The organism is Roseateles aquatilis, assembly GCF_002205645.1.
GTDB lineage: Bacteria > Pseudomonadota > Gammaproteobacteria > Burkholderiales > Burkholderiaceae_C > Roseateles > Roseateles aquatilis.
The window spans coordinates 225,319-244,857 of the sequence record NZ_NIOF01000004.1 but is presented as its reverse complement, the minus strand read 5'-3'; the positions used below and the strand labels follow the sequence as shown (position 1 = coordinate 244,857).

Annotated in this window: 17 protein-coding genes; 7 read left to right on the top strand and 10 right to left on the bottom strand. The window is 69.8% G+C overall.

Annotated elements, in window-relative coordinates:
• Positions 1 to 21: 21 nt before the first annotated feature.
• From CDN99_RS11605 to CDN99_RS11595, 3 genes are all read right to left on the bottom strand, one after another.
• The gene (locus CDN99_RS11605) at positions 22 to 2,613 is read right to left on the bottom strand and encodes a TonB-dependent siderophore receptor (RefSeq protein WP_088385009.1); all 2,592 of its coding nucleotides are present in this window, start codon (positions 2,611 to 2,613) and stop codon (positions 22 to 24) included.
• A 121-nt stretch (positions 2,614 to 2,734) separates the two neighbouring features.
• Complete coding sequence (locus CDN99_RS11600) at positions 2,735 to 3,793, bottom strand: FecR family protein (RefSeq protein ID WP_238139488.1); 1,059 nt, start codon at positions 3,791 to 3,793, stop codon at positions 2,735 to 2,737.
• Positions 3,790 to 4,317, bottom strand: coding sequence for a sigma-70 family RNA polymerase sigma factor (locus CDN99_RS11595; RefSeq protein WP_238139487.1), 528 nt, complete (start codon positions 4,315 to 4,317; stop codon positions 3,790 to 3,792). Before CDN99_RS11595 ends, CDN99_RS11600 begins: the two co-directional genes overlap by 4 nt.
• Before the next feature lie 189 nt (positions 4,318 to 4,506).
• Between CDN99_RS11595 and CDN99_RS11590 the strand changes: the two genes are divergently transcribed.
• Positions 4,507 to 4,866 carry a hypothetical protein gene (locus tag CDN99_RS11590; protein ID WP_088385007.1) on the top strand — a complete coding sequence of 120 codons (360 nt, stop codon included), beginning with the start codon at positions 4,507 to 4,509 and terminating at the stop codon, positions 4,864 to 4,866.
• Between the two features lie 93 nt (positions 4,867 to 4,959).
• On the opposite strand, the gene acpA is transcribed toward CDN99_RS11590, so the two are convergent.
• The gene (gene acpA / locus CDN99_RS11585) at positions 4,960 to 6,669 is read right to left on the bottom strand and encodes an acid phosphatase (protein ID WP_088385006.1); all 1,710 of its coding nucleotides are present in this window, start codon (positions 6,667 to 6,669) and stop codon (positions 4,960 to 4,962) included.
• A 335-nt stretch (positions 6,670 to 7,004) separates the two neighbouring features.
• On the opposite strand from acpA, the gene CDN99_RS11580 reads away from it, so the two are divergent.
• The 3 genes from CDN99_RS11580 to CDN99_RS11570 all read left to right on the top strand — a co-directional run bounded on the left by CDN99_RS11580 (position 7,005) and on the right by CDN99_RS11570 (position 9,262).
• Positions 7,005 to 8,237: a cytochrome-c peroxidase gene (locus CDN99_RS11580; protein ID WP_088385226.1), complete on the top strand. Its 1,233-nt coding sequence runs from the start codon at positions 7,005 to 7,007 to the stop codon at positions 8,235 to 8,237.
• 134 nt (positions 8,238 to 8,371) lie between these two features.
• Positions 8,372 to 8,794 (top strand): helix-turn-helix transcriptional regulator, encoded by a 423-nt coding sequence (locus tag CDN99_RS11575; RefSeq protein ID WP_238139485.1) that lies wholly within the window; start codon positions 8,372 to 8,374, stop codon positions 8,792 to 8,794.
• A gap of 57 nt (positions 8,795 to 8,851) precedes the next feature.
• Positions 8,852 to 9,262 (top strand): VOC family protein, encoded by a 411-nt coding sequence (locus CDN99_RS11570; protein ID WP_088385004.1) that lies wholly within the window; start codon positions 8,852 to 8,854, stop codon positions 9,260 to 9,262.
• A 2-nt stretch (positions 9,263 to 9,264) separates the two neighbouring features.
• Here the strand turns inward: CDN99_RS11570 and CDN99_RS11565 are convergent, their stop codons facing one another.
• The 5 genes from CDN99_RS11565 to CDN99_RS11545 all read right to left on the bottom strand — a co-directional run bounded on the left by CDN99_RS11565 (position 9,265) and on the right by CDN99_RS11545 (position 14,958).
• Positions 9,265 to 9,603 (bottom strand): hypothetical protein, encoded by a 339-nt coding sequence (locus CDN99_RS11565; protein WP_088385003.1) that lies wholly within the window; start codon positions 9,601 to 9,603, stop codon positions 9,265 to 9,267.
• A 41-nt stretch (positions 9,604 to 9,644) separates the two neighbouring features.
• Positions 9,645 to 10,109 (bottom strand): DUF1801 domain-containing protein, encoded by a 465-nt coding sequence (locus CDN99_RS11560; protein ID WP_088385002.1) that lies wholly within the window; start codon positions 10,107 to 10,109, stop codon positions 9,645 to 9,647.
• 164 nt (positions 10,110 to 10,273) lie between these two features.
• Positions 10,274 to 10,681: a VOC family protein gene (locus tag CDN99_RS11555; protein ID WP_088385001.1), complete on the bottom strand. Its 408-nt coding sequence runs from the start codon at positions 10,679 to 10,681 to the stop codon at positions 10,274 to 10,276.
• A 460-nt stretch (positions 10,682 to 11,141) separates the two neighbouring features.
• Positions 11,142 to 13,910, bottom strand: coding sequence for a TonB-dependent receptor (locus CDN99_RS11550; protein WP_088385000.1), 2,769 nt, complete (start codon positions 13,908 to 13,910; stop codon positions 11,142 to 11,144).
• Positions 13,911 to 14,181: 271 nt separating this feature from the next.
• Positions 14,182 to 14,958, bottom strand: a complete 777-nt coding sequence (locus tag CDN99_RS11545) for an acid phosphatase (RefSeq protein ID WP_158218824.1) — start codon at positions 14,956 to 14,958, stop codon at positions 14,182 to 14,184.
• A 158-nt stretch (positions 14,959 to 15,116) separates the two neighbouring features.
• On the opposite strand from CDN99_RS11545, the gene CDN99_RS11540 reads away from it, so the two are divergent.
• Positions 15,117 to 15,989, top strand: coding sequence for a DUF6502 family protein (locus CDN99_RS11540; RefSeq protein ID WP_088384998.1), 873 nt, complete (start codon positions 15,117 to 15,119; stop codon positions 15,987 to 15,989).
• 134 nt (positions 15,990 to 16,123) lie between these two features.
• On the top strand, positions 16,124 to 18,190 hold the full coding sequence (locus CDN99_RS11535) for a S9 family peptidase (protein ID WP_088384997.1): 2,067 nt from the start codon (positions 16,124 to 16,126) through the stop codon (positions 18,188 to 18,190).
• Between the two features lie 159 nt (positions 18,191 to 18,349).
• Here the strand turns inward: CDN99_RS11535 and CDN99_RS11530 are convergent, their stop codons facing one another.
• On the bottom strand, positions 18,350 to 18,946 hold the full coding sequence (locus CDN99_RS11530) for a gamma carbonic anhydrase family protein (RefSeq protein WP_088385225.1): 597 nt from the start codon (positions 18,944 to 18,946) through the stop codon (positions 18,350 to 18,352).
• Between the two features lie 238 nt (positions 18,947 to 19,184).
• Here CDN99_RS11530 and CDN99_RS11525 point away from each other — a divergent pair, with 238 nt between their 5' ends.
• Positions 19,185 to 19,487 carry a hypothetical protein gene (locus CDN99_RS11525; protein WP_088385224.1) on the top strand — a complete coding sequence of 101 codons (303 nt, stop codon included), beginning with the start codon at positions 19,185 to 19,187 and terminating at the stop codon, positions 19,485 to 19,487.
• Positions 19,488 to 19,539 lie beyond the last annotated feature (52 nt).

The window sequence follows — 19,539 nt, the reverse complement described above, 5'->3', positions numbered from 1 at the left end:
GGTGTGGTCATGCCCGACGGATCAGAACTTGTAGTTCGCGTTGACCGTCACGGCGCGGGGCGCGCCCCAGGTGTACGTCGAGTACCAGCTGAAGATCGTGTAGTACTTCTTGTCCAGCAGGTTGGAGACGTTGACGGACGCCGACAGCTGCTTGCTGAACTCGTAGCGCGCCATCGCGTCCAGGACCCAGTAGTCCTTGGCCTCGTGCACCACCGTGCCGCCGGCGGGCGTGGCGATGTTGCCCCAGGTCTTGTCCAGCCAGCGCGCGCCGCCGCCCAGCGTCAGGCCGGCCAGGGCGCCGGTGAACTGACGGCTGGCGTAGAGGGTGAACTGGTTGGCCGGCGACAGCGTCGAGACGCGGGTGTCGTTCTGGCGCGAGACGCTGTGCGTGAAGCCCGCCTGCAGTTGCCAGCCCGGCGCCACCTGGCCGGAGACCTCCAGCTCATAGCCGCGGGTCTTCACGCCCTGCGCGGCGCGGTAGGCCGGATCGCCGGTGGGCGTCTTGCCGCCGGTCTCGATGCCGAAGTTGTCCTGCACCAGCTGGAAGGCGGCGACCGAGGCGTTGAGTCGCCCGTTCAGCAGCGCGCCCTTGGCGCCGATCTCGTAGTTCTTGCCTTGCAGCGGGTCGAGCGCGCGGCCTTGCTCGTCCTGCAGCGACTGCGGCGTGAAGATGCCGGAATAGCTGGCGTAGAGCGAGTAGTCCTTGGACAGGTCGACCACCGTGCCGACATACGGCACGACCACGCCGGGCTCGTCCAGGCCCGCGACCTTGTTGCGGTAGCTGGACCAGCGTCCGCCGGTGATCAGCTTCAGGTTATCGGCCAGGTTCCAGCGCGCGGTGGCGTAGAGGCCGCGCTCGCGGGTGGTCTGGTCGTCGGTGTAGTCGGGTGTCGGGCCCCACGGCGGCGCGGGCACGCGGCCCTGCCAGTGGTAGTAGTCGCGGACATGGGTGTCGTAGGCCGGCAGGTTCCACCAGCCGCTGTTCTTCCAGTGGCGGGTCGCCACGCTGCCGCCCAGCACCAGGTCGTGCTTGCGCCCGGCCAACGTGAAGGGGCCGGTCGCGTAGACGTCGGCCGCGTCGCTGACGGTGCGGCCGATGTATTGGCCGACCCACATCGACACGCCATCGCCGGTGGCCGGATCGGGATAGCCGCCGGCCGCCGCGCCCAGGTTGGCGTCGTAGCCGTTGATCTGGTGGTTGAACTGCGCCTTGGCGACCCAGCCGTTGTCGAACTCATGCTCCAGCGTCGCGAAGCCGGTGCGGGTGTACTGGTCCCAGTGGCTCCACGTGGCGCCGTTGTTGAACGAGCGCGGCATCGCGTTGAACTGGCCGTTGGTGTTCAGCAGCGGGATGCCGCCCCAGGTGGATCCCTTGGGCGTGTTGTCCTGGTAGTCGAAGCCGACAGTGAGCAGCGTGGCGGGCGTGAGGTCCGCCTCGACGATGCCGTAGAGCACGGTGCTGCGGCGCGAGTAATGGTCGAGTTGCGTCTTGCTGTCGCCGTAGGCCGCGACGCCGCGGGCGCGGATGCTGCCGCTCTCGTTGAGCGCGCTGGAGACGTCGACCTCGGCGCGATGGCTGCCCCAACTGCCGATGCTCGCGTTGACGTGGCCGCGGAAGTCCTGCGTGGGCTTCTTGCGGATCAGGTTGATGGTGGCGCCCGGCGTGCCCGAGCCCGTCAGCAGCCCGGTGGCGCCCTTGAGCACCTCGACGCGGTCGTACATCACCATGTCGCTGAGCGTGTTGCCCGCCGAGTAGGCCGAGTCCCGCATCATCGGAATGCCGTCGTACTGGAAGTTCTGCACCGCGAAGCCGCGCGCGTAGTACTCGGTGCGCTCGCTGTCGTAGGTGACGATGCTGATGCCCGGCGTGTGCGCCATCACCTGATCGATGGAGGTCAGGTTGAAGTCGTCCATCTTCTGGCGCGTGATCACGCTGATGGACTGCGGCGTCTCGCGCGGCGACAGCACCAGCCGCGTGGCCGTGGCGATCGTGCCCGGGGTGTAGGAGCCGGAGGCCTCGGTGATGTCGCCCAGGCGGTTGGAGGCGACCGTGACCACCGGCAGCACGCCGTCGGCCTGCGGCGAGGCGTCGGGCCGCGGCTTCGCGGCGGGGGGCGGCGCGATGGGGGCGGCGGGAGCCTGGGCGGCGGCGGGCGCGGCCACCAGCACGTAACCCGCGGACGTGCGCGTCGCCTGATAGCCGCTGCCGGCCAGCAGGCGCCGGAAGCCGTCGTCGACGGTGACCGCGCCGGACAGGCCGGCGGTGGTCCTGCCCTTGAGCTGCGACGCGTTGACCGACAGCGGTACACCGGCCTGCAGCGCGAAGCGGCTCAGCGCCTGGTCCAGCGGACCGGCGGCGACATCGGCCAGGACGTTGGCTTGCGTGCCGGCGGCTGGTGCATGGGCGGACCGTGGACCGGTCGCCTGGTCGATGGTCGACGGGGTCTGGCTCGACTGGGCGTGGCCCGAGGTCGCGATGACGGCTCCGGCCAGGACGACGAGGTGAGGCGCGCAGAAGAGGCGCGCGGCGAGCGCGATCGCGCGGGGCGCGCCCGGGCGTGTGAGCGCGGCGTCGACGGGACGGGCGACGGGGGAGGACGAAAGAGCGGTCATGACGGAGGAGGAAGTGGCCGGGGAGGGGCGCCGTCTTGCCGTGTGCGCCCCGCATACCTCCATGACGGTCGTCGGCCGAAAAGCGGAACCGCCGCCGTCGATCACGGCGAAGGCACGGGCGCTATGCGCGCGCATCGACAAAGACCAGCCAGTCGCCGACGCGGCGGATGCGCAGTCGAGGGAAGCTGGCGGCCACCAGCGCCAGCGCGCGATCGGTGTCGTCCAGCGGGAGCACCGCCGTGACGCGCAGCCCGGCGACGGCCTTCGCGTCGTAGCGCAACAGGCCGGGGCGGTGCTGGGCGAGCTCGTCCAGCACCTCGGCCAGCGGGCGGTCCTGGGCGATCAGGCGCTGGCGGCGGAAGGCCTCCTCGGCCAGCCCGGGGTCGATGGCGGGCAGCGTCTCGATGCCACGCGCGGTGATGCGCGCGCGCTCGCCGGCGGCGATCACCTGCCGCGGCACGGTCGGGTCGCTCGTCGTCACGGCGGCGCGGGATTCGAGCATCGTCAGCCAGGTGGTCGCGCCATCGCGTCGCACCAGGAATCGCGTGCCCAGCGCGCGGATGTTTCCTTGAGGCGTCTCGACGATCAGCGGGTGCAGCGGATCCTTGGCGACCTGGAGCAGGATCTCGCCGCCGCGCAGCACGATGTGGCGCTCGGGGCCGTCCAGGCGCACGTCGACCGCGGCGCCGCCGGCGAGCGTCAGCGTCGAGCCGTCCGCCAGCGTCGTGCTGCGCGGGGCGCCGAGGGGCTGACGAAGATCCGCCAGCAGGCGACCCGGATCGCTGCCGGCGAGCAGCGCGGCGCCGCCGAGCACCGCCGCCGCCGCCAGCCCGATGCCGCGTCGGACCCGGCGGCGACGCGCGACGCGGGCGGGGCTCACCTCGTCCAGCGCCGCATGCGCGGCTTGCGTGCTGGCCTGGCCGTTGCCGTCATTGGCCAGCTTGCGGGTCTGGTCGATGAAGCGCTCCATGTTCGCGGCCATCGCGAGGTGGCGTGGATCCGCGCGCTTCCACGCCTCGAAGCCCTCGATGGCCGCCTGCCGCTCGTCGGCGTCGTCGGCGCTCAGCCGCACGATCCAGTCCGCGGCCGTGGCGGCGATGGCGTCGGTGTCGGTGTCCGTTGCCGTTGCCGTTGCCGTTGCCGTTGCCGTGTGCGCGCCCATGCGCGTCTGCGTCTTCACGCGCTCAGCCGCATGCTGGCCATGCCGCATTCGAGCAGCACTTGCGCCAGGTACTTGCGCACCATCCGGACCGACACGCCCAGTTCCTCCGCGACCACCGCCTGCGGCTCGTCGTCCAGGTAATGGCGCAGGAACGCGGTGCGGGCCTTGGGGGCGACGGTGTCGAGGATCGCGCTCAACTGCATCAGCGCCTGCACGGCGTCCAGGATCTGCTCGGGGGAGGGCGCGCCGGCGCCGTCGGCGGTCAGCGCGGTGAGCTCGTCCAGATAGGCCTGCTCGATGCGCTGGTGGCGGACCTCGTCGACGATCAACCGGCGCGCGGTGGTGGTCAGCCAGGCGCGCGGCTGCTGCACGCCCAGCAGGGCGTCGCGGGCCGACAGCAGGCGCAGGAAGGTGTTGTGCGCCACGTCGGCCGCGCGGTGCGGACAGCCCAGCCGCCGGCTCAGCCAGGCATGGAGCCAGCGATGGTGGCCGCTGTACCAGTCATGGAACTGATCGTGCAACAAGGGGTGGGGACTCAACAACGGACGCTCCTGCGGCTGCCACGGCATGCCGGCGCGACGCGGATGCTGGGCTCGTCATTTTGCAAATGAGAAACATTATCATCTACGAAGTGGCGTGTGTCCAACAGCCCGGTTGGGGGAGACAGGGGCGGAAGGTGGGGACGCGCGGGTAATCTCGGCGGCCTTTCGACACCCCAGGGAGGGGATTCCATGCGCAAGACATCGTTCGCGGCCGCGTCCTTGTGGGTCGCGATTCCCGCGCTCTTCGCCGCGCAGACCGCGTCCGCCGAGGACCTCGGTTGGCGCCGCGTGCTCACCGTCGGGTGTCACAACACCGACAACACCTGCTTCGTGCAGGTCGATGGCCCGCCCTTCGGTCAATCGCTGGGCTGCTCGCGGACGCCCGACACGGAGTTCCGCTTCGACAACGGCGACACGCCGCAGGGGCGCCGCGCCTATGCGTCCTTCCTGCTGGCGCTGAACAGCGGCGCACCGATCCTGGTGACGGTCGACGGCTGCACGCAGCAGGGCACCGCCAAGCTGCTCCACTACCGCGTCGGCAAGGGCTGAAGGCGACAAGCAACGGGCCGCGCCCGCCGGGGAGGCGCAGCGCGGCCCTCACGGTGCTCGATCAACGGCGGCCCTCCCGGGCCGCCGCCGCGATCACTGCAGGTTCAGCGCGTTGGTCAGGTCGCCCATGGCGGAGCCACCGGCGGCCTTGAGCGCGTCGTCGCGCTTTTGCAGGCCGGGCAGGACGTTCAGGCCGAAGCGGCGCGTGATCAGGCGCAGCACCGACGCGGTGTCGTACTGCGTGTGGTCCACCGTGCCCATCTTCGAGAACGGCGAGATCACCAGCGCCGGGATGCGCGTGCCGGGGCCGACCTTGTCGCCCTTGGGCGGCGCCACGTGGTCCCACTGGCCGCCGTTTTCGTCATAGGTCACGACGATGACCATGTTCTTCCATTGCGGGCTGGCCTGCAGCTTGGCCACCAGGTCGGCGATCTTCTGATCCGCGTTGGCGATGTTGGCGTAGCCCGGGTGCTGGTTGTACAGGCCTTCCGGCTTGTAGAAGGTCACCGCCGGCAGCGTGCCCGCGGCCGCGTCCTTGACCAGGTCGTCGTAGTCCTTCAGGTGGGTCGCGCGGTCGGTCGCGTGCGTGACCGGGTCCATGTTGGCGTAGAAGTTGAACGGGTGATGGTGGGTCTGGAAGTCGACCGCGTCGGTGGCCGCCACGCCGTTGGCGTTGCCCGCGTAGATCACCGTGCGCTTGGCCGTCGGCGCCTGCATGCCGTCCTTGGTCGCCGAGTTCCACGAGCCGCCGTACCAGGCCCAGCTGACGCTCTTGGCGCTCAGCAGGTCGCCGATGTTCTGCTGCGTTTGCGGCGGCAGCGTGGTGCTCTTGGACGTGTCGGCATACAGCCCGTCGTTGCCGTTCAGGTCGGCCGGCGCGTTGCCGCTGGGCTGGTAGGCCGGCTGCATCGTGTTGACCGCGTAGAACTTGTTGTCGCCGAAGTAGTTGGCCGGCGTGATGTTGCCGGTGGCCAGGAAGGCGGGCGCGCCGTCCAGCGCCGACGCCTTGTTCGTCGCCGCCAGCGTCAGGTTGGACGTGTAGCTGCCGTCCGCGTTCTTGTCGACGGCCTGGATGGTCGGCTTGGCCGCGGCGGTGTCGGCGTTCGGGTACTCCGGCGCGCAGGCGCAGATCAGGTACTGGTGGTTCAGGAACGACCCGCCGAACGCGCCCTGGAAGAAGTTGTCGGCCAGCGTGTACTGCTGCGCCAGCTTGTACAGCGGCGAGCTGCTGTAGTCGAAGTAGCCCATCACCAGGCCGCCCGAATCGGCCCACGCGGCGAACATGTCGTTCTTGCCGCCGTTGATCTGCATCTGGTTCTCGAAGAAGCGGTGATACAGGTCGCGCGTCACCACGGTGCCGTCGATGGTGGCGTTGGCGCTGGCCTTGAAGGCGGTGCCGATGTTGAACGGCGCGTTGGCCAGGCCGGCGCTCTGCGCCTGCGTCACGGTCACCGCGCTGCCGGCCGCCGTCACGCCGCCCCAGACGGGGGGCAACGTTGCCAGCGTGGTGCTGCCGTTGCGGTCCTTCTGCGCGACGTACGCCGATGTCGGCTTGCCGGTGCCGTCCACCACGGCGCTCAGGCCGTTGGCGCCCGGGAAGTTGCCGTACAGGTTGTCGAAGGCGCGGTTCTCGGCGTAGATGACGACGATGTTCTGGACCTTGTTCTGCAACGCCGTGGTCGGATCGACGGGCGTGTCCGACGAGTTGCTGCTGCCCAGGCAGCCGCCCAGCGTCAGCAGCGCGCCGAGCGCCAGCGGCGTCAAGGCCAGGGGGAGGCGGGGTGCGCGAAAGGGGATCTTCATCGGGAGACTCCAACGTAAGGAATAACGATCGCTTCTGCGAACGGCGCGCAGCTTCCTTTCGCCACATGACACGCCCGTGTCATTCGGTGCCGCTACACCTGGGTTTGCGCACATTTCCTTCACGACGCGTGATGAGTCCGTTAAGAAGATTGCGTGATCCTGTTAATAGTTGCTGTTTCATTGCTGAATCGACTGTGACCGACCTGCACGACCCTCTCGCTCGCACACCTTCCGGCGCTGGCCGCGCCAACCGCCTGTGGGGGCTGCCCATCCCCTGGTCCATCGCGTCGCTGGGGGCGCTTTGCGTCGCGGCCGGCGCGTTGCTGGGTCACGCGATGGGCGGGTCGGCCGCTCGTGCCGCGCCGGCCGCCACGAGCGCCACGAGCGCACCGCCCGGCGCCCCGGTCGCACGCCCGTTCTACGCGACCCCGTTCGAGCGCAAGCCCGATGCGCAGGTGCTGACGGCGCTGGGCCGCAAGCTGTTCTTCGATCGCGCGTTGTCGGCCTCGGGGGCCATGTCTTGCGCGTCGTGCCACGACCCGGCCCATGCCTACGGCCCGCCGAACGCGCTGCCGGTGCAGGCGGGCGGATCGAGCGGCGCGGTGCCGGGCCTGCGGGCTGTGCCGTCGCTGATGTACCGGCAGACGACGCCGCAGTTCTCCGAGCACTTCTTCGACAACGACGGCGACGACAGCCTCGACCAGGGCCCCACCGGCGGCTTCGCCTGGGACGGCCGCGCGGCGTCCGCGCACGAGCAGGCGGAGGCGCCGCTGCTGTCCCCGTTCGAGATGGGCAACAGCGACCGCGCCGTGGTGGTTCAGCGCCTGAAGACGTCGCCGAACGCCGCCGCGATGCGGGAGGCCTTCGGCCCGCATCTGTTCGACGATGCCGGCGTGGCCTGGAACGGGCTGGTGCTCGCGCTGGAGGTCTTCCAGCAGAGCCCGAAGGACTTCTACCCGTTCACCAGCCGCTACGACGCGGTGCTGCGCGGCAAGGCCGTGCTGACGCCGGCCGAGGCGCGCGGGCTGGCGCTCTTCGAGGACAAGGCCAAGGGCAACTGCGCGTCGTGCCACCCCAGCGCGATCAAGCGCGGCGCGTTCCCGGTCTTCACGGACATGGGCCACATCGCCATCGGCGTGCCCCGCAACCCCGCCATTCCGGCCAACCGCGATCCGGCGTATCACGACCTCGGCACCTGCGGCCCGTTGCGCACCGACCTGAAGGACCACCCCGAGAATTGCGGCCTGTTCAAGACGCCGTCGCTGCGCAATGTCGCGACGCGCCAGGTGTTCTTCCACAACGGCGGCATGACCTCGCTGGAGCAGGTCGTGCGCTTCTACGCGCAGCGGGACTCGAATCCGGAGCGCTTCTATCCGCGCGACGCCAAGGGCCACGTGCGCAAGTACGACGACCTGCCGGCGAAGTACCAGGCCAACATCAACGACGAGCCGCCGTTCGGCGCCCGGCGCGGCGGCAAGCCGTCGCTGACGGAGGCGGAGATCAAGGACATCGTCGCGTTCCTGAAGACGTTGGACGACGCGCCCGCGGCCGCCGCCCGGCCACGGTGAAGGCAATGGCGCCGACCCGTGCGTCCACGGTCCCGAAGAAGCGCTGAGGCGATCGACGCCCCGGGCCGGCGTCGCTCCATCGGCCGGGTCGTCACCCTTGAGCCGCGCGCGGGCGGCGTGGCAGGATGCGCGCCGTGTCCGTCAATTCACCCGATACCCAGCTCCGCGATCTCGCGCGCCTGCGCCGCGTGCGTGATCGCATCGACCGCGACTACGCCCAGCCGCTGGACGTGGAGGCGCTCGCGCAGGGGGTGCACATGTCGGCGGGGCACTTGAGCCGCCAGTTCCGGCTCGCCTACGGGGAGTCCGTCTACTCGTACCTCATGACGCGCCGCATCGAGCGCGCGATGGCGCTGCTGCGCCGCGGCGACCTCAGTGTCACGGAGGTCTGTTTCGAGGTGGGGTGCTCGTCGCTGGGCACCTTCAGCACGCGGTTCACCGAGCTGGTCGGCGTGCCGCCGAGCGTGTACCGGCGCGATGCGGCGGGGGAGGCGGAAGGCATGCCGTCCTGCGTCGCCAAACAGGTGACGCGACCGATCAGGAATCGAGAAGCGTAGCCGGCAGGCCCACCCTAGACTGATCCCCATGGACTTCAACCCATCCGGAGACTGACCATGGACATCACCATCCACTCGACCTTCCTGCCGCACACCGACCCCGAGGCGTCGGTGGCCTTCTACCGCGACGTGCTCGATTTCGAGATCCGCAAGGACGTCGCCTACGGCGGCATGCGCTGGGTCACGATCGGCCCCAAGGGCCAGCCCGGCACGTCGATCGTGCTGTACCCGCCCAACGCCACCCCCGGCGTCACCGACGAGGAGAAACGCACCATCGCCGAGATGATGGCCAAGGGCACCTTCGCGATGCTGCTGCTGGGCGCCAAGGACCTCGATGCGACCTTCCAGCGCCTGCAGGACGGCGACGCGGAGATCGTCCAGGAGCCGACCGATCAGCCGTATGGCGTGAGGGACCTCGGCGTGCGAGACCCGGCGGGGAACATGATTCGGATTCAGCAGTTGGGGTGAGGCTACTTCCCGTCCGCCTCGGCCACCTCGCGAGGCAACACCTGCCCCTGCGGGGTCGCATACATCACCAGCGGTGACTGCGCCAACTCGCGCGACTGCTTGATCTGGCGCGCGAGGCCCTCGCGCTCCGCCGTCAGCGTCTGGTACTGCCGGAATGCCGCGGCCCGAATCTCGGGCGCGGCGTCCTCGGCGCGCAGTCGTTGATTCAGGACTTCGATGTCCTTGTCGATGGCCGCGACACGGGCCTTCAGCGGTTGCAGGCCGGCCTCCACCGGTTGGAAAGCGAAGGCGCCCACGGAGGAGGTCACCAGGACGACGAGAGCGGCGAAACGTTGATGCATGAAGGGGCTCGGAGAAGGGGGTTGATTCGGTCGGACGGCGATTACTTGGCGGCCTTGGCGTGGCGCTTGGGCACGTTCAACGCGGCGGCGGCGCGGAAGAGCGCCTTCAGCGCCTGCTCGTCGATCTGCTCGCCCTCGCGCACATCGATGGCGCGGCGCACGTTGCCCTCGAGGCTGGCGTTGAAGAGCCTGGCCGGGTCGTCGACCTTGGCGCCTTTCGCGAAGGTCATCTTGACGGCTTGCTTGTAGACCTCGCCGGTGCAGATCTGTCCGTCGCGGGACCAGACGGGCACGCCCCATTTCCACTCCTCGACGACGTCGGGCACCGCGTCCTTCATCAGCGCGCGGATGTGGGCCAGCGTCTGGCCGCGCCAGTCGCCGAGCTCGGCGATCCGGGCGTCGATGAGGTCGGAGGCGGCCTCGGCGGAGGTCGCGGCCGTGGCCTTGCTGGAGGACTTGCTCGCCGCCTTGGCGGCGGGAGCGGGACTGGCCTTGGTCGTCGGCATGCTGGGCTCGATGAGCAATCGAAGGGCGCATGTTGCCATCGCCGCCGACGCCAATCCAGTGTCGGTTTCCCGTCGGCGAAATACCAGGCGCCGAGCCGCATCGCGGCCCGGCGCCAATCAACGTTTCAGTGATGCTCTATCGGCGCCTCATGCGCTCCGGTCGCTCAGGTGCGCTGGCTCGCGAACGTCGCGCGGAACCGGGGTTCCGCGTCCGCGCGCGTGTTGACTTCGAGCATCACGCCGCCGGGTACCCAGCAGAAGAAGCGCGAGCCGCGTGCGTGCAGGAAGACGTCCGTCTCCATCGGCACGGCGTGGCTCACCAGCTCGGCGTGCAGCCGCTCGACGTCGTCGCGCGAGGCCAGCTCCACGCCGATGTGGAAGTTCGTCGGCCACGACACGTCGCGGTCGGTGACGTGCTCGATGACGATGTCGAGGCCATCCTTCTTAAGGATGCGGCTGGTGCCGAACGACGACGTCTCGAAGCCGAGGTGGCGCTCGAAGAACGCCGCCGTCGCGCTTGCATCGCGGGAGGGCAGGCTGAGGTGATTGAGGGTCGATGGAATCGTGGTCATGGTGTTTCCAGATGGAATGAGGGTGCGTAGGAAATGACGAGGACGAGCACGGCGACCGACCGCGCGCCGCGGGCATGCGGCGGCGCGACCGGGCGACACGAGGGGGTGTCGCGCGTGGGGTCGTCGGGGGTCGGAGGTCTCCGGCGCGGAGGCCGGAAGAGGCGTCGGCCGCTGGGGCCGAATCGGGCTGGAGAAGCCCGGGGGAGGGAAAGCATCGTGTCGAACCTCGCGCAGGACCGACGGCGATGCCATGAAGCATCGTGCCGGTGGTGTTGCGCGTTGGTTGACGTTGAACGCTTACGGCTCGTGGCAGCGGAACTGCCGGAGCGGGCGCGATATTAGGGGTGAGCGAGGAGGCGGGTCAAGCGCGTCGTTGCCATGGGCCGATGAAAAAGGGCGCTCTTCCGAGCGCCCCTTGACCAACTACAACTGACACCCGGTCAGTTGTGTTGTTTGCAGATCAGAACTCGTACGACGCGTTCACCGACAGGTAGCGGCCATACGCGTTGGCGACGCTGCCGGTCACGCCGACGGTGGTCTCGTTCGGGTCGAACGGGGGGCGGGAGTCCGCCAGGTTGCGGATCGTCGCGCCCAGGCGCATGCCCTTGAAGCCGCGGTAGCTGACCGACAGGTCGGCCGTGCGCCAGGCCTTCATGCGGCACAGGCTGGCGTAGCCGTTGTCGCCCAGCGTGGCGTCGCAGGCGCTGCCCGCGTCGAAGCTCTGGAAGCCGCTCTGGTAGTTGCCGGTCACCGACGCCGACCAGTCGCCCATCGTCCAGCCCGCGCTGATCGCGGCCTTGCTGCGCGGCACCTTGTAGAAGCCCAGCGTCTCGGTCACCTTGCTGCCGGCTTCCATCTGCTCCTTGCGCATGAACATGCGGGTGCCGCGCAGGCTCAGCTTGAGCCTGCCGTACTCGCCCAGCGAGAAACGCTGCGACAGGTCGTAGTCCACGCCCGACGTGCGCGTCTTGGCCAGGTTCAGGTAGGGGCGGCGCACCTGGAAGACCTGACCGCGCGTGCCGTCCGTCGTCGGCAGGCGTAGCACCATGCCGGGGAACTCGCCTTCGCGGTTCAGGATCTCCTGCGCGCTCAGGCGGTCCACCTCGCCGCGGCGCTCGATGTACCAGCCGTCGACGATCACGTCCGTGGTCGAGGTCGGCGCGTACAGCACGCCCAGCGTGTAGGAGTCGGACTTCTCCGGCTTCAGGTCCGGGTTGGCCAGCGAGACCGTCGACAGGCTCAGCGAGCAGTTGTTGTTGGTCGAGACCACCGTCGGGCACAGGACCGGATCGCGATACCCCGAGCTGAACGAGAACACCGACGACTTGCTGATCTGCGACAGCGACGGCGCGCGGAAGCCGTTGGCCCAGCTGCCGCGCAGCGACACCTGCTCGGCCAGCTTGTACTTGGCGCCGATCTTGGCGGTCACGGCGCTGCCGAAGTCGGTGTAGTGCTCGGCGCGCAAGGCGGTCTGCGTCTCCAGGCCCTTCAGGAAGGGCATCTGCAGTTCCGCGTAGGCCGCGGCCACGTTGCGCGAGCCGCTGGCCTCGCCGATGCCGCGACCGATGATGTCGCCGGCCGCGGTGCGCGGATCGGCGCCGACCTCGAAGCTCTCATGGCGGAACTCCCCGCCCACGCCCAGCATCGCGCTGCCGCCGGCCATCTGGCCGACCTCGCGCGAGCCGCGCAGGTCCGCCGACGACGTCGCCGCCTTGCCCCAGTCGTGCAGGTCGGGCGACAGGATGGCCAGCACTTCCGCGCTGTTGCTGCCGCCGAAGACATAACTGCCGTCGTTCACGACCTTGTTCAGGCCCGACAGGCTGAGACGGCCGTGCAGGTCCTTGGTGTTGCGCTGGAAGTGGTGCAGCAGGCCGCCGTCCAGGTCCCAACCCTTCCACGTCGTGCTGCCGCTGACGACCATGCGGACGTTGTCCGCGGTCGTGCTGTAGCCGTAGGGCACGTCGGCGAAGCGGTAACGCAGGCCCAGCACCGTCGGCTTGGTGTACGTCGTCGTGGTGCCGCTGCTGTTGGGCAGCTTCACCGGGTTGGCGGTGCTGGCCAGCCGCGTCGGGTTCTGCGGATGGTTGGCCGGCAGCGCCAGGCCCATGTATTGCACCGTGTTGCCCTGCGAGTCGCCCCAGGTGGTCAGCGATTCGCTGCGGCTGGTGGGCGAGTCCAGGTACTCGTTCTTCACGCGCGAGGCCATCACCTCGGCCGTCAGCGTGGTGTCGTTGTTGACGCGCAGGCTGCCGCGCAGGAAGGCGGAGCCGCGCTCCTGATCGCCGGTGTACTGGGCGTACTGGTTGGAGTCCCACAGGCAGCGCGGCGTGGACACCGTCGACGAGTAGGGCGCCGGCGTCGCGCAGTCCGACGACAGCATGCCGCGGAAGCTGCCGGCCAGACCGTTGTTGTAGGTGTAGAGGTTGCCCGGGTAGGACGAGGTGGAGCTGGGCACCAGGCGGCTGTAGAGCTTGGTCAGCAGCTCGGAGCGGACCCGGTCCGGCGCTTCCTTGATGCCGACGCCGTCGCGAAGATAGACCTCCGCGCCGATCATGACGTTGTAGCCGTCCTGGGCGATGTCGCCGAAGCCGACCATGCCGTTGACGGTCTGGCTCTTGAAGAGGCCGTCGAAGCGCTGTTTGGCGTTCACCTCGATCAGGCGGCCGGTGTAGTCGTTGCGCAGGATGATGTTGACCACGCCCGCCAGCGCGTCGGAGCCGTACAGCGACGAGGCGCCCGACTTCAGGATTTCGATGCGCTCGATGGCCGACATCGGGATCGAGTTGACGTTGAACACTGTCGACTGGCCGCTGTTGGGATCGACCACGCCGGCCGGCGCCATGCGGCGGCCGTTGATCAGCACCAGCGTCGCCGCCGAGCCCATGCCGCGCATCGAGATCGACGCCGTGCCGGCCGCGAAGCCGTTGCCCGAACCCATGTCGTCCAGGCCGCCGGCGCCCGTGGACGGGTCCATGCGCAGCAGCTCGTCGATCGAGGTCGCGCCGCTGCGCAGGATGTCCTCGTGCTTGATGATCGTCACCGGAGCCGGCGTCTCGGTGTCGATGCGCTTGATCATCGAGCCGGTCACTTCGACCTTCTCCAGCTTGCCCTTGTCCGGGCCGGCGGCCTGCGGCGCGGCCGGTGTCGGGGTCTGGGGCGCGGTCTGCGCGGCGGCCGGCAACGCGGCGGCCAGGCAGGCGAGGGTGATGAGGGAAAGACGGGTCTTCATGGTGGGAGGAGGCCTGTGAAGTCGGGAAATCGGAATCGCGGGACGAGCGTTCCCCCGGCGCCGGCCTGGTGGGTCGGGCGCCGTCGACGGGTGGTCAACGGATGGGGAACGCGGCGGATGCCGCGGGCAAAACGACGTCGGGGGTCGACGCGATACGACGAGGTACGGCGGGGTACGACGGGTGCGAGGGATCGTCCGGCGCGGCCCGCGGGTGCGGGGCCGTGTCGGCGGGGAACTCAGCCGGCGCCGCGGTGGCGGCGGGCTGGTCGGCTCAGCGCGCCGCGGCCAGTTCGGCCCGGGCGCGCTGGAGGTCCTGCTGGAACTCGGGGTTCAAGTCCAGCTGGGACACCACGGCGGTCGCGAGCGCGCGGCCCGCTTCCACATCGCTGGGGAAATGCATCGAGCAGATGAGGCGGCTCTCGGCGTACTCGCGGGCACGGGCCAGCAGCGCCGGCGCCTTGTCCGGCGCCACGCGCGCCAGCACCAGCGCGGTGGTCCAGCCGTAGGTCGAGTGCCCCGACGGATACGAGGTGCGCTGCTGCGCGTCCGGATCCGGCGTGGAGCCGCCGCTGCGGCCGCAGACATGCGTCAGCGTCAGGCGCTGATAGGGGCGCAGCCGGCGATAGAGGTTCTTGGCCGCGAAGGCCGGCTGGCCGGCCTGCCGCACCGAGCGGTTGAGCAGGTTCACCAGCGCGGGGAAGCGGTCGCGGCGGATCTCCACGCCCAGCAGCGGCGCGAAGCGGTCATAGAGCAGGTTGCCGTCGGCCTCGGCCATCTCGCGCCGCTTGGCGTCGACCTGCTGGCGCGCCAGCACGCCCGCGATGTCGTCCCGATCGATCTGCGAGCCTTCCTCGGGCGGCGGCGGCAGCACCAGCGCATGCAGCGCGGTGACGTCCACATACGGCTTCACGTCCTTGTGGCTGACCGGGGGCGTTTCCCATTCAGGGGACGCGGCGCGCGCCACGTCCAGACCCAGCCAGAGCAGGGCGGTCAGGCAAAGCAGCGCCGAGGCGCCGCGCGACGAACGGAGGAGGGGAGCGTCTTGCATGTTGGGCATTGTCGATTTGTGTAAAAAAATCGCAAATCGAGACTAACCCTCACCCGGGCGGGCCTGCGGATGAGGGACAGTTCGGACTGCGCGGTGAGCGCCCGGAATGCTTCGTCTGATGCATCATCCGCACCGCCGCGCACCCGCATGAGACATCCATGAACGCCAATACACAAGAGCAATCCCTGCATATCGCCACGTTGCTGCTGCGTCCGCTGATCCGCCTGCTCGTCCGCGAGGGCGTCGGCATCGCCGAGCTGGTCGAGCTGTCCAAGCGCGTCTACATCGAGCAGGCCTCCAGGCAACTGGAAGAGGAAGGGCGGCGCGTCACCGACGCCGCGCTCAGCACGCTGACCGGCGTGCACCGCAAGGACGTGAAGCGCATCGGCACCGAGGCGCCGCTGGCGCTGACGGAGCGCCGCCGCAAGAGCTTGCTGGACGCGGTCATGTCGCTGTGGAGCGGCGATGCGCGCTTCATCGACGAGCGCGGCGCGCCGCGTCCGCTGGCGCGTCGCAGCACCGCGCGCGAGTCCGAGCACGCGACCTTCGAGGACCTGATCGAGGAAGTCTCCAAGGGCGTGCCGCCCAAGGCGCTGCTGGACGCCTGGCTGCAGCAGGGCGCGGTGCGGGTCGACGACGACGGCCTGGTGCGTTGGGCCGCGCCCGAGCGCGCGGCCGGCGAGGAGCTGCAAAGCCTGACCCGCAGCGCGCGCATCGCCGCCGACCGGATGCTGGCCGCCTGGGACAAGCTGCATCGGCCGGACGCCGGGCACTTCCTGTTCTCGGTGCGCGGCGAGGGCCTGCAGGACGAGGACATCGAGCGCATGCACGGCCTGGTGCGCCGCTGGGGCCGCCGCTTCAGCGACCGGCTCAATCGCGAGGTCACGCTGGCGCAGGCGCGCGGTCGCAAGATCGGCGGCGGCCAGCGCTACAGCTTCGGCCTGCAGAGCTACGCCGAGGCCAGCCAGCCCGGCGAGCCGCTGCTGGAGGACAGGACCGCCAAACGCGTCGCCATCGCGGCGCCCACCTGACGCACGCCTCGATAGTCGCGACGCCCCGGCGCCCATGCCCATGCCCGTCCACGCCTTCATCGGCAGGACTCTCTCCGACGACTGCCCGTCGACCCCATCGCGAGCGCCCGGCCGGCGCCGCACAAGGATCTCCCATGACTTCTGAATCCGGTATCAACCGCCGCGACTGGCTGCGCCTGACGGGCGGAGCGCTTCTCGCCCTGGACCCGCTGCTGGCGCTGGCGGCCCCGGCGCGGCCTGGCGAGCACATGACGCTGGAGGGCATCCCGCGCTTCGAGCGCCATGTCTTCGGCAACGACGGCGATGCGCCGGTGCTGCATTTCGCGGGCTGGCATCCGGTGAAGCCGGAGATGCTGGTGCTGATGCGGCGCGGCGCCAGCCAGCAACTGCATCGCCTGGACGGCCCCGGCCGCAGGCCCGAGCCGATGACCAGCGGGCGGGACGCCGTCAACAGCGCGGCCTGGGAGCCGACGCAAGGGGCCTACCTGGTCTTCAGCCGCGACCAGGGCGGCAACGAGGCTTACCGCCTCTATCGGCTCGGCGCCGACGGCGGCGATCCGGTGACGCTCACACCGGCCGGCGAGCGCGTCAGCGACTACGGCTTCCTTCCCGACGGACGCGGGCTGGTCTATCTGCAGGAGCGTCTGGACCATCGCGCGCCGTCCGAATCGCCGATCGAGGACGACGATGAACGCGAAGAGCGCGAGCCACGCGAGCCGAGGCTCGGCGCGGAGGAGCAACCCGCCAGCGCCGCCGGCCCCACGGCCAAGGGCAGTCCGTTGTGCCGCATCTGGTGGACCGATCCGCTGCGGCCCGGCGAGCGCCGCCTGCTGGCCGAAACCAGCGGTCGCTTCACCGGCCTGCGCATCAGCGCGACCGGCCGCATCCTGGCGACCTCGACGCGCGACGGTCGCAGCCAGTTCCTGGAGTTCTCGCTGAACGGCGACGGCGCGCGACCGGTAGGCAGCGGCGCGAAGTCGACCCTGGCCACCTCCGCCCCGCGCGAGGACGTGATCTGGCGACGCCAGGCCGTCGAGGGCGAGTTCCGCCACCTCGTGCGCACCGACGTGTCCAGCGGGCGCAGCCGCAACGAGCTGGTCCGTGTCGAGTCCGACCTGGAGGCCGTCGCCGAGCCGCCGGCGGGCGTCGACCGGCCGCTGGCGCTGGTCTACAACGCGTCGGGCGTCTCGGTGCTGCGGCTCTACCGACCGGGCGGCACGCCGAGCCCGATCGCGCAAGACCTGGCCCCCGGCGTCATCCGCGCGGCGACCTGGCATCCGACCTTGCCGCTGCTCGGCTTCGAGCAGGTCTCGGCGGACAGCCCGGGGCGGCTCTTCGCCTACTCGCTGGAGAGCGGACAGGTCGAGCCGTGGAGCGCCGCCGCGTCCGACGCGCCGCGCCTGCAGTCCGACGTGATGCGCTGGACCAGCTTCGACGGCCTGGAGATCACCGGCCTGCACATCGCGCCGCCGGCGCGCTTCACCGGGCCGCGCCCCGTGTACATCAGCCTGCACGGCGGACCGTCGTCGCAGGCGCGGCCGGGTTATCTGGCCGGCGTGATGCTGGCGCTGGTCGAGCAGCTCGGCATGCACGTGATCATGCCCAACGTGCGCGGCTCCGACGGCTTCGGCAAGACCTTCCTGAAGCTGGACAACGGCCGGCTGCGCGAGAACGCGGTGCGCGACGTCGGCGCATTGCTGGACCTGATCGCGAAGCGGCCGGACATGGACGCCACGCGCGTGGTCGTCGCGGGCGGCAGCTACGGCGGCTACCTGTCGCTGGCCGTCGCGACGCACGAGTCGGCGCGCCTGGCGGGCAGCATCTGCCGGGTCGGCATCGCCAACTTCGTCAGCTTCCTGGAGAACACCGAAAGCTACCGCCGTGATAACCGCCGCGCCGAGTACGGCGACGAGCGCGATCCCGAGATGCGCGCCTTCCTGACGTCGATCTCCCCGCTGACGCACGCGGACGCGGTGAAGAAGCCGCTGATGGTCGTGCACGGCCGCAACGACCCGCGCGTGCCCTTCGGCGAGGCGCAAGCCATGGTCGCGGCGGTGCGCGCGCAGGGCACGCCGGTGTGGTTCCTGAGCGCGTCGGACGAAGGCCACAGCTTCACCAAGGCGGACAACCGGGCGTATCTGAACCAGGCCACCTATGAATTCGTGAAGCGGGTGGTGACGGGGGTGACTCTGCAGCGCTGAGAGGGCGCGTCCTGTCCCCACCCTGAGACCTGCGCGACCAGGTCATCGAGCGGTTGAGCGATGACGAGCGGGCACAACTGCCTGCCGTGGTGGTGTGGATGCGGCGGGCGCTGCGATAGCGATTCACTCGTCATCCCGCGGATGACGGGATGCGTCGATTCAGCCCTGGCGCGGGCTCGTCGACCGCGTCGAGTCCTTCGATTCCATCGAGCCCGCCATGCCGGACTGGCCCGCCAGATAGTTGTCCTTCACCCTCACGTAATGCTCCGCGGAGTACTTCAGGTAGGCCAGTTCGTCGGCATTGAGTTCACGCGCCCCCACGGCCGGGCGGCCCACGTAGAGGTGGCCGCTCTTGAGCACCTTGCCCGGAGGCACCAGGCTGCCGGCACCGACCATCACGCGGTCCTCGATCACGACGTCGTCCATGACGATGGCGCCCATGCCGATCAGGCATTCGTCGCCGATGCGGCAGCCGTGCAGGATGGCGGAATGGCCGATGGTGACGTGGCTGCCGATGATCAGCGGGGATCCTTCGGGCTTGCGCGGATGCTTGTGGGACACGTGGCCCATCGCGAAGTCCTGGATGTTGGTGCAGTCGCCGATCACAATCCGGTTCACGTCGCCGCGCAGCACGGTATTGCACCAGATGGAGCAGTCGCGGCCGATGGTGACGTCGCCGATCACCTGCGCGGAATCGTGGACGAAGACGCGCTCGGCGAGCACGGGATGCGTGGAGAGGTAAGAGGTCAACGGCATGGTCGGCGAGGTGAAGAAGCGGAAGTCGAGGGCGGCGTCGCCGACGGTGGCAACGGCGGCCACCGCGACGGCGAAAGCGAAGGTGCCCGCGAAGCAGGCATCGCGGGCGAAGACCGGCACGTCGGCGATTGTCGCGGCTGAGCCTGGCGCCTCCACGAAGACCGCGACCGCGACCGCGGTCAACGCCAAGGCCAAGGCCAAGACACCGCGCGCGCCGCGCGCCAGGCACCACCACCACGTGTACGTCGTCGAGCTCTCGGACCGCGTCTGGAACGAGCCCCGCTTCCGCAAGGCCAATCCGGACTACCGGCTCGGCATGCCCTTCGTGTACGTGGGCATGACGGGGCTCGATCCGGACCTGCGCTTCGACAAGCACAAGGCGGGCATCCAGTCCAATCGCTTCGTCTTCGACTACGGCCTGCGCCTGGTCCCGGCGCTATACGAGGTCTACAACCCGATGCCCTACGAGGCCGCGCGAGAAATGGAAGTGGAGCTGGCCATTGGCCTGCGCGAGGCGGGCTATGGCGTCTGGCAAGCCTGAGCTTCGGCAGGCGCGATCCGTTCGGCAGGCCCGAGCCGCTCGGTAGGGTCGA